Source organism: Bartonella sp. AP57NXGY, from assembly GCF_042195805.1.
Lineage (GTDB): Bacteria > Pseudomonadota > Alphaproteobacteria > Rhizobiales > Rhizobiaceae > Bartonella.
Window position 1 is genome coordinate 11,656 of the sequence record NZ_JBHIOZ010000004.1, and the last position, 10,409, is coordinate 22,064.

The 10,409-nt window shown below is 38.2% G+C and carries 10 protein-coding genes; 3 read left to right on the top strand and 7 right to left on the bottom strand.

Going from position 1 to position 10,409, the window contains the following annotated elements; translation table 11 throughout:
• Positions 1–92 precede the first annotated feature (92 nt).
• Complete coding sequence (locus ACFIL8_RS01180) at positions 93–485, top strand: MliC family protein (RefSeq protein ID WP_375611316.1); 393 nt, start codon at positions 93–95, stop codon at positions 483–485.
• Positions 486–501: 16 nt separating this feature from the next.
• Here the strand turns inward: ACFIL8_RS01180 and mnhG are convergent, their stop codons facing one another.
• From mnhG to ACFIL8_RS01215, 7 genes are all read right to left on the bottom strand, one after another.
• A complete protein-coding gene (gene mnhG, locus ACFIL8_RS01185) occupies positions 502–912 on the bottom strand; it encodes a monovalent cation/H(+) antiporter subunit G (protein WP_375612747.1) in 411 nt (136 codons plus the stop codon).
• Positions 909–1,190 carry a K+/H+ antiporter subunit F gene (locus ACFIL8_RS01190; RefSeq protein WP_375606068.1) on the bottom strand — a complete coding sequence of 94 codons (282 nt, stop codon included), beginning with the start codon at positions 1,188–1,190 and terminating at the stop codon, positions 909–911. The genes mnhG and ACFIL8_RS01190 overlap by 4 nt, the downstream gene beginning before the upstream one ends.
• Positions 1,187–1,672: a Na+/H+ antiporter subunit E gene (locus ACFIL8_RS01195; protein WP_375612748.1), complete on the bottom strand. Its 486-nt coding sequence runs from the start codon at positions 1,670–1,672 to the stop codon at positions 1,187–1,189. The genes ACFIL8_RS01190 and ACFIL8_RS01195 overlap by 4 nt, the downstream gene beginning before the upstream one ends.
• Entirely contained in the window at positions 1,669–3,291 is a 1,623-nt protein-coding gene (locus ACFIL8_RS01200; protein ID WP_375611319.1) for a monovalent cation/H+ antiporter subunit D, read from the bottom strand. The genes ACFIL8_RS01195 and ACFIL8_RS01200 overlap by 4 nt, the downstream gene beginning before the upstream one ends.
• Positions 3,291–3,632, bottom strand: coding sequence for a Na+/H+ antiporter subunit C (locus ACFIL8_RS01205; RefSeq protein ID WP_273790150.1), 342 nt, complete (start codon positions 3,630–3,632; stop codon positions 3,291–3,293). The genes ACFIL8_RS01200 and ACFIL8_RS01205 overlap by 1 nt, the downstream gene beginning before the upstream one ends.
• The gene (locus tag ACFIL8_RS01210; RefSeq protein WP_375638136.1) at positions 3,632–6,553 is read right to left on the bottom strand and encodes a monovalent cation/H+ antiporter subunit A; all 2,922 of its coding nucleotides are present in this window, start codon (positions 6,551–6,553) and stop codon (positions 3,632–3,634) included. Before ACFIL8_RS01210 ends, ACFIL8_RS01205 begins: the two co-directional genes overlap by 1 nt.
• A gap of 228 nt (positions 6,554–6,781) precedes the next feature.
• Positions 6,782–7,279 (bottom strand): BA14K family protein, encoded by a 498-nt coding sequence (locus tag ACFIL8_RS01215; protein WP_375612750.1) that lies wholly within the window; start codon positions 7,277–7,279, stop codon positions 6,782–6,784.
• A 167-nt stretch (positions 7,280–7,446) separates the two neighbouring features.
• On the opposite strand from ACFIL8_RS01215, the gene ACFIL8_RS01220 reads away from it, so the two are divergent.
• Together ACFIL8_RS01220 and ACFIL8_RS01225 are read left to right on the top strand one after the other, a co-directional pair.
• On the top strand, positions 7,447–8,544 hold the full coding sequence (locus ACFIL8_RS01220; RefSeq protein ID WP_375612883.1) for a carboxynorspermidine decarboxylase: 1,098 nt from the start codon (positions 7,447–7,449) through the stop codon (positions 8,542–8,544).
• Between the two features lie 55 nt (positions 8,545–8,599).
• Complete coding sequence (locus tag ACFIL8_RS01225) at positions 8,600–9,838, top strand: saccharopine dehydrogenase NADP-binding domain-containing protein (protein ID WP_375612751.1); 1,239 nt, start codon at positions 8,600–8,602, stop codon at positions 9,836–9,838.
• Positions 9,839–10,409 lie beyond the last annotated feature (571 nt).

The window sequence follows — 10,409 nt, forward strand, 5'->3', positions numbered from 1 at the left end:
CTTTATGACCTTGCTCAGGATCCAGAAGAAAAAAAACCTATCCTCTGTAAAGATGAGTCAACATTATTATTTTAAATAACACGGGAAATATTATGAAAAAAATTTCTTTTACTAAACAATTTTTCATTACTTTAAGTGTGCTCCTCCTCGGTTCAATTAATGCATTAGCAAGTTCTTTAGTCATTGAAGTACCAGATGATCCAGAACCAACAACAGAGACCGTCTCCTATCAATGCGATATGGGAACAAGCAAAGAGTATGTTGAAGCAACTTATTATAATGCTGGCAATATTGCGCTTGTTGATTTAAAATGGAACGGTAAGCGCATCGTTGGTTCTAATGTAATTGCCGCTTCTGGAGGAAAATATGTGGGTGGACAATACATTTGGTGGATAACTAAAAATGAAGCCATATTTTACGATCTTATTAATGATCCAAAAGAAGAAAAGCCCATCCACTGTGTAGAAGAAAAAAGCACAGAATAAGGAAGATTCTTACATTTCAAGAACCGCGCTGGCTCTCATCTCTTGATGTTCCTTCTGACGTGGGTAACTTTTCCTCCGTCTTGTGTAATAAAAGAGCCAGCGGTTTTTCTGACTGTTCTTCTGAATGATGTCGATAAGCTGCTGTATGTGAGAGCAACATAGAAGCTACCGGTGCTGTTAAAAACAAAAAAAACATCAGCAACACTTCATGAAAAACAAAATAATGGTCCACAAATATTGAATAAAGAAATGAAGAAATAAGAATACTACCAACGCCCCAACTCGTACATACTGAAAGCATATGCAAACGCTTATAAAAATTGGAAAAACGCACCAAACCTATCGTTGCGATCAATGTCAATCCAGACCCTAATATTAAGAAAACTGTGATAGCAATAGCAACCACAAGCGATATATCATCTTTCATTCAATAATCTCCCCCCGCATAAGAAATTTCGCCAAAGCGATGCTTGAGACAGATCCCAACAATCCAATAATGAGAGCTGCGACAAAATAAGTGGTTGTTCCTGAACGAATATCGAATGTAAGAAACAAAAGAATAGTGGTTATATAAAGGGCATCCAAACCAACAATTCTATCCTGCGCCCGTGGACCACGAATCAACCGAAACAGCGCGAAAATCACCGCTAAACTTAAAAAAAACTGTGAAAAGAAAAGCCCCCAATAAAGAATCACCATACTCATAAAAAAATCTCCAAAAGCAATTGCTCATACCGTTGTTTGATCAACTGTTTGTAATCATATCCATTTTTTAAATTTAAGACATGAAGCAAAAGTTCACCCTTTTTACTATTATAGGCAACCCAAGCAGTTCCAGGGGTTGCCGAAAGGATGCATGCTAAAATAGCCAAAGCAGTGCGATTATGAAGCAGAAGAGGTACTACAATAAAACCAGATTTCTGCTCTCGAGACCTTTTTGTTAAAACAAACCAAGCCACCGAAACATTTGAGAATATAGAATCTATAAATACTCGAAAAACGAGACGAAAAACCGCACTCCAGCTTTTAATAACAACCTTCTCCGGCTCCAGAAGCCGTATCATCCAACCACAAAACAAAGCGGTTAAAATCCCTAAAAGCAATTGCCCTAAACTAAAACCATTTAAAATAAGCCACATAAGGACAATGACACCACTGAAAAAAGGGGAAGGACAAAAACGATTCATTTACTTATCTCCCTATTTTCGAGAGAAAAATCCGTTAAAACGCTCCCAATATAGTTTTGAGGTTCATACAAAGTCTTAGCAGTTTCAGACATATAATGACTAACAGGACTGGCTACAATTGTTATAAGAAAACACAAAGCAAGGAGAACGGCAATAGGCGCAAATTCTATCACTTGCACACGAGGAATACGCCCTTCAAGAGAAACCCAAAAAGTTCGGATACCCGTTCGTGTCAATGCAATCAAAGCCGCAAAACCAGAGAGAGTGACAAAAACTACAAAAAGCCAATCTTGGTAAACCGGAAGAGAAGCAGAAAAATCCTCTCTACTGTGGTTTAAAATTGCCATGAACATCATAAATTTAGCAACAAAACCAGAAAAAGGCGGCAATCCAATAATCAAAATGGCACAGATACCAAAACAAGCTCCAAGAATTGCCAAGGTTACTGGAAAATAGATGCCAACTTCATCTTCTTCCTCCTCTTCATCGTCACCATACACCTCCATTGTGACAGCAAGAACATTAGCAGCCACATCTTGACAGCGTTCTACCAACTCTACCAAAAGAAAAAAAGCTCCCAGTGCTAAAGTTGAAGAAACAATATAAAAAAGTGCGCCTGCTGTCAGTGCTGCATTGCCTATCCCGATCGCAGCCAACAATGTGCCAGAAGAGACAAGAACGCTATAAGCTGCCAAACGCACCAAAACTTGGCTCGCCAATACTCCAATAAAACCAATAATCATAGTGGCAAGCCCACCATAAAACAAAACTGTATGACCAAAATGGTTAAAATATTCACTTTCAGGACCAAACCATAGCAACGTTAAACGTAAAATAATATAAATACCAACCTTGCTCAAAAGTGCAAAAGAAGCTCCAACAGGCGCTGCTGCTGCACTGTAAGTTGGCACCAACCAAAAATTAAGCGGCCACATACCCGCTTTAAGCAAAAAAGCAATACCTAAAAGTGCAACACCTATTTCGAACAAAACAATATCTGTAGAAGATATATATTTTATTTTAACAGCCAAATCGGCCATATTAAGAGTACCAACGACTCCATAAATGAGCGCTATACCAACTAAAAAAAATAATGAAGCAACAAGATTAACCACAACATAATGCAACCCTGCACGCACGCGCGTCTGACCAGAACCATGCAAAGCAAGCCCATAGGAAGCCGTTAACATAACTTCAAAAAACACAAATAAATTAAATAAATCGCCAGTCAAAAAAGCACCATTTATCCCCACCATAAAAAATTGCATTAGTGACTGAAAATGAGAACCAGCTTTGTACCAATGAGCCCGCGCAAAAACCAACACGCTAGTCACCAACAAGCTGGAAAGTAAAAGCATCATAGCGCTTAAGCGATCAAGGACTAAAACAATTCCAAAAGAAGACGGCCAATTACCAAGTCGATAAACATCGCAAGCCGGTGCTATTTCAAGAGTACGTATAATCAATAAAATGGCAGTAACGACCAACAGTCCCGCAGAAGAAAGACTGATGAATGATTTAAGTCTTGCACGACGTTCATCATAAAAAAGAAGAAGTGCTCCAGTGATTAACGGCAAAAGAATAGGCAAAATAAGGAGATGATGCACTCCTATTTCCATTATTGCACCTCACGTCCATCAACGTGATCAGAACCCGTTAAACCACGTGAAACCAACAAGATAACTAAAAATAAAGCTGTTGTTGCAAAACCAATCACAATCGCAGTTAAAACCAAGGCTTGTGGAAGAGGATCGACATAATTAGCTGGATTAATAACAGTGGTAGGATCAACAATTGGAGCAGCATTACTACGCGGTCTACTCATTGAAAATATAAAAAGATTAACACCATAGGAGATCAAGGACAAACCAAGAATGACTTGAAAAGTACGTGGACGCAAAACAAGCCAAATACCTGATCCGACAAAAACACCGATACCCAAAGAAAGAACAATTTCCATTAATTTTCCTTCTCTTTTAAAATAGGTTTCTTACCGATTCGGTAACTCCGAATTGACTGGTGTGCAAGTGCAATTAAAATGAGAACAGTTGCTCCTAACACAAGAGAAAGCACACCAAAATCAAACAAAAAAGCAGATGCCATGGGAACTTTCCCAATTAACGGAAGATGAATATATCGAAAAAAGGATGTTAAAAAAGGATATCCAAAAAACCAAGAGCTCATCCCCGTTACGACTGACAATAATAAACCAAAGCCTATCCAACGCAAAGGTAAAACTCTCAAATGCGTTTCCACCCACCGAATATCGCGTGCAAGATATTGTAAAATAAATCCTATTGCCAAAGTAATACCACCGACAAATCCACCTCCTGGCAGATCATGCCCTCGCATGAATAAATAAATAGCAAAAGCGATAATAATCGGAAAGAGCCAACCCATAATAACAGCAGGAACAGCTAAATAATTCAATACTGTATCTCCCACATTTCGATTAGGCTGTGCTATATCAAAGGCTTTCTGGATACGTTGTTGAAAAGGCGCATCAATACTCTCAGGCGCAGGACGAAAACGTCGTAAGAGTGCAAAAACAGTAAGGGAAACAACACCCAAAACCACAATTTCTCCCATGGTATCAAAACCACGGAAATCAACCAATAACACATTCACAACATTGCGACCACCAGCATCTGAGTAAGCATGCGTTAGAAAAAAATCAGAAATCGTTGTACCTTGGGGACGTGTCATCACTGCAAAAGAAAGCCATGCTACACCAGCACCTCCTACAAGGGATATGATGAAATCACGGAAACGACGCAAGCGAACCCAAAAATGAACAGCAGCTGGCCCAGGGTCATGCAAACGTTTAGGCAACCACCGTAAACCAAGCAATAATAAAACGACTGTAACAACCTCAACAACCAATTGTGTTATTGCTAAATCAGGAGCAGAAAGCCATAAAAAGGTTGCACAAGTCATCAAACCAGCTCCCCCTAAAAGCATAAGTGAAGCAAGACGATGAAACTTTGCTCGCCAAGCAACTAAAAGCGCACATAATCCGCCAACCAGCCAAAGAGCGAGAAAAGGAATATCAAGTGGAAAAAGCGGTAATGTCCCCACTGGAATGAAACCATCGCACCAAAGTAAAAGACCAACAAAGGCAAAACAGACCCAAAAAATCCAATGCAATTGGATCTGCAAACGGCGTGTTGACAAAGCAGACTCCACCGCACGGGCCCATTTCCAAGAAATAATTACGAGAATGCGTTCAAAAATACGCGGTCCTTTTAAGTGACGGAAAAAAGGAGCCCCATCATCACAGGATAAAAAATAACGATGCCCAACAGCATAGAGCAATCCGCCCCCTAATAATGCAACAAAGCTCATCACTAATGGAGTGTTAAACCCATGCCAAACAGCCAAACTATAAGGAATTGTCATTGGTCCTAAAACAGACACGACCGCATTATCTAAAATAGGTCCTATTGTTAAATTAGGAAAAATACCAACCGCTAAACAAATAAACACCAAAAGCTCCATTGGTAAACGCATGAAATGCGGTGGTTCATGGGGAGTCTTGGGTAAATTGTCAGGCTTTGGTCCTAAAAAAACGCCATGAATAAAGCGTATAGAATAGGTCACACTAAACAGACTAGCTAGCGTTGCCACATAAGGCGCAATCCAATCGAGCCATGATTCCATATGCGTTTCAACAGCTTCAGCAAAAAACATCTCTTTCGATAAAAAACCATTCAACAAAGGAACCCCAGCCATCGCTGCACTCGCAACTAAAGCAAGAGTTGCTGTGATAGGCATAGAACGATAAAGCCCTGACAGTTTACGCATATCACGTGTTCCCGTCTCGTGATCAATAATGCCAGCAGCCATAAATAAAGAAGCTTTAAAAGTAGCATGATTGGCCATATGAAAGATCGCCGCAACACATGCAAGTGGACTACCAAGACTTAAAAGTGTTGTAATTAATCCAAGATGACTAATAGTCGAGTAAGCAAGCAGTCCTTTCAAGTCTTGCTGAAACATGGAAAAATAGGCACCTAGAAGAAGAGTTGAGAGTCCTGAAAAGCCAACCAGCCAAAACCAAGATTCTGTTCCAGAGAGCACAGGCCATAAACGAACAAGCAAAAACAATCCCGCTTTTACCATTGTTGCCGAATGCAAATAAGCCGATACGGGAGTTGGAGCAGCCATCGCGTTAGGTAGCCAAAAATGAAAGGGAAATTGCGCGCTTTTTGTTAACCCTCCCAATAAAATACAAATAAGGATAGGACTATAAAGAGAACTTGACCGGATCATATCTCCAGACTGTAGCACCTTATCCAAATCAAAACTGCCAACAGTATACCCAATCAATAAAACTCCAATAAAAAGAGCAAAGCCGCCAAAACCTGTGATCGTTAGAGCCATACGCGCACCCTCACGCGCACTTGCATTATGGTACCAATAGCCGATCAGCAAAAAAGAAAAAATACTGGTAAGTTCCCAGAAAACAACCAAAAAGACGAGATTACCTGATAAAACTATTCCTATCATTGATCCCATAAAGGCCAAAAAAAAGGAAAAAAAACGCGGTACAGAATCCGCTGGATCTATGTAATAACGTGAATAAATGACAACAAGCAGCCCAATCCCTGTAATAAGCAAGCAAAAAAGCCAGGACAAACCATCTATGCGGAGAATCAAATCGCTTCCCCATTCTGGAAGCCAAGAAATATCTAAACGCACTATGTGGTTTCCGCGAACTTCCGGATAAAGCATTATTGTAAAAATAAGACAGAAAAGTGCGACGACCCCAGCAAACCACGCTTCATTATTTTTTGCTGTCGAACGAAAAAAGCCAATGACAGCACTTCCACCAAAAGGAAGCAAAACGAGCAATACCAACATTGCTTCCCGTGTTGTCATTCTTTAAACTCCATTTTACCTTAATATTTTGTCATCGACAAAACAAAAACTTATATTCTCACCCCCCATTCCACACTTAATGATAATAAGATTTAATAAAACTTAAAAGCATTTAAATTTTAAAAAAAACAATGCTTGCATGAAAATACTGCGCACCACACAAGTCTTCTCTTTATTGTAAGAACAATAACGCCCACGACAAGAAGCAATTAAAATTTTATTTAATTTCTATCCTTTAAAAAAGCGTGATAAACACTGCCTACGCCCCCCATGAAAAGGCTGAAAACTATTATCATTTTTATTATAAGAGCGATAACGCGCACGGCAAGATTCAATATGTTGTTTAAGCATCCATGGCTCTTTTTTTTCTAATTTTTCCGAAGAAGACGTTAAAAACACTTTTTTAGCATCTGGTACAACTTTTAATGATGCGCCTTTTGTGCTTAAGTGCGGTGATGTAACAAATGCCACTTCAGGATACCACCAATTATCACTGTATTTACGATAACCACGCCGATAATGACGATAACCTTTGAAACCATTAAGTTCTCTACGCCCCGTAAAAATCAGAGGCACCGAACTATCTTGGACAGAAGTATGAGTAACCAGTTTGGCTTTAGCGTTACTTCTATTTTGCCCCCAATTAACAAGAGTGGTTGTTATAATGAAAAAAATGCTAACAAATACAAAAGCTAAAGCATAATATAATTTTTTTTTCATACTCATAACAAAAAACTCAACATAATAAACAACAGTAATTACAGAAAGCCTTTCTCTTGCTAGACAGAAACAGATTCTTTTCTTAAGATTCTTTTTTCTTGAGACATTCTGTTACTCTTTGTACTAAACGTTGATCTTGGCAATAAGATCCTTCAAAAAAGAATGAATAAATGATGATAAAAACCCCCTATTATCTTATAGACAAATCGAAACTCATCAAAAACATGCAAACAATTTCTCATTTACGGGAAATGTCCGGAGCTAAAATTTTACTTGCTTTAAAATGTTTTGCCACATGGAGTGTTTTTGATTTAATGTCTGAGTTCATGGATGGAACCACATCATCATCCCTTTATGAACTACGTTTAGGAAGAGAAAAATTTGGCAAAGAAACCCATGCTTATTCAGTGGCTTGGGCAGATGATGAAATTGATGAAGCCTGTGGTTATGCAGATAAAATCATCTTTAATTCCATCCAACAGCTTCAACGCTTTTCTGATGCAACAAAAACCATTCAAAGAGGTTTAAGGTTAAACCCAGGAATGAGCGCATCAAATTTTGATCTTGCCAACCCCTCACGCCCTTTTAGCCGCTTAGGAGAAACAAACCAAAGCGCTATCAAAGAAATTCTGCCACTTATCAACGGATTGATGATCCATAACAATTGTGAAAATGCTGACTTTAATCTTTTTAACCAAATGCTTGGGTATATGGAAGAAAAATTTGCAGAACTTTTTTCTGCTGTTGACTGGATAAGCCTTGGCGGTGGAATCCATTTTACGGCTGAAAATTATCCTCTAGAAGCTTTCGCAAAACGCTTAAAACAATTTTCTAAAACTCATGGTGTCACTCTTTTTCTAGAACCAGGAGAAGCTGCTATTACCAAAAGCACCACATTAGAAGTCAGTGTTCTTGACACATTGTATAATGAAAAGAATCTAGCCATCGTTGATAGCTCAATTGAAGCACATATGCTTGATCTTCTCATTTATCGTGAAAATGCTAAATTAGAACCTAATCAAGGACCACACGAAATTATGATTTGTGGAAAATCTTGTCTTGCCGGCGATATTTTTGGAACATTTCAATTTCAAAAACCTCTTAAAATAGGCGATAGACTGTCTTTTCAGGATGCAGCAGGTTATACAATGGTCAAGAAAAACTGGTTTAATGGCGTTACAATGCCTGCTATTGTTCTCAAAGAGTGCGATGGTACATTAACACTTCAACGCCAATTCAGCTATAGCGACTATCAGGAAAGCCTTTCATAAAGATAAACCATAAAAAACGTCATACAACAGTATTAAAAAGGGAGATGGACCTACAATGAAAAAAAATGTTCTCATTATTGGTGCTGGAGGTGTTGCACAAGTTGTTGCACACAAATGTGCTCAAAACAATGATATTCTTGGTGAAATTCATATTGCGTCACGAACACTCAAAAAATGTGAAGCCATCATTGCTTCTATTAAAGAAAAAAACACAATGAAAGAGCAAGGTGTTCTCAAAAGCCATTCGCTCAATGCCATGAATGTAGAAGAAACTATAAAGCTCATCCAAAAGACCAAATGCGAAATTGTCATTAATGTTGGTTCTGCCTTTCTTAATATGTCTGTTCTTTCAGCTTGTATTGAAACCAAATGCGCTTATATCGATACCGCAATTCATGAAGACCCATTGAAAATTTGTGAAACACCTCCTTGGTATGGCAATTATGAATGGCCTCGGCGTCCAGAATGTGAAAAAGCTGGTATAACCGCTATTTTAGGAGCAGGTTTTGACCCAGGTGTAGTGAATGCTTATGCAGCATTAGCGCGCGATGATTATTTTGATAAAATCACAGATATTGATATTATTGATATTAATGCCGGAAATCATGGACGTTGGTTTGCTACAAATTTTGATCCAGAAATTAACTTCCGTGAATTTACAGGACAAGTATGGTCATGGCAAAATAAAAAATGGACTTCCAATAAAATGTTTGAAATCAGCCATGAATGGGATCTTCCCGTTGTGGGAAAACAAAAAGCCTATATGACAGGACATGATGAAATTCATTCACTTTCCAAAAATCTTGATGTAGAGAATGTCCGTTTCTGGATGGGATTTGGTGATCGTTATATCACTGTTTTTACGGTTCTAAAAAATCTTGGTCTCTTATCTGAACAGCCCATTAAGACAGCAGAAGGACAAGAAGTCGTGCCCTTGAAAGTCGTAAAGGCCGTCTTACCCGACCCTTCCTCTCTCGCCCCAGACTACACAGGAAAAACCTGTATTGGAGATCTTATTAAAGGCGAAAAAGATGGAAAACCGAGAGAAATTTTTATCTATAATATAGCCGATCACAAACAAGCTTTTCATGAAACTGGGGCACAAGGCATTTCCTATACGGCTGGCGTACCAGCAGCGGCAACAGCTCTTCTTATTGCCACAGGTGAATGGGATGTTAAAACTATGGTCAATGTGGAAGAATTACCACCCCACCCTTTCCTTAAATATCTTGATCATATGGGGCTTCCCACTTTTATAAGAGAACAACAAGAGGATAAAAAATTACAATTTTAATACCTATAGAAAGCATATGCTTGATTTTTTAAGTTATCACAAAACTGCCCAATGAAAACAAACTTAATATTCTCGTGTAATTATGGTTTTCAAAAAAATTTTAGCTATTCGTTATATTTTGGCAACATTGCGATTTCTTAACAACCCTAAAGAAGAGACATAGCATCTTTTTAAGACATAGCGAGCAATGATCAAGAAAAACAGAGAAGAAAAAACTAATTTAATCACACTGTATAACTTGTCATTATCATCAAAAAGATAGTGTCATAAACAAAAGATATAAAAATACCGCTCTTTTAAAGAAGAGCGGTATTTTGTAGAATATTCAATTCCTCGCCTCTTCATCTTAAATGACAAAGATCCTTAACCTACACCAATCATTAAACAATTCAATTTCTTTGAGTGAATTCCTTTTGACTTCCCTCTTCATATATAACGATTTGATTTATAACAATAAATCATCATTTTCAACTTGATTCATAACGCTGAATACTGTAAAATTCTCTTAATCACAAACTCTCTCACATTGAAGTAATTAAAATCTTTTGTCTGCACATCACAAACAAAACGA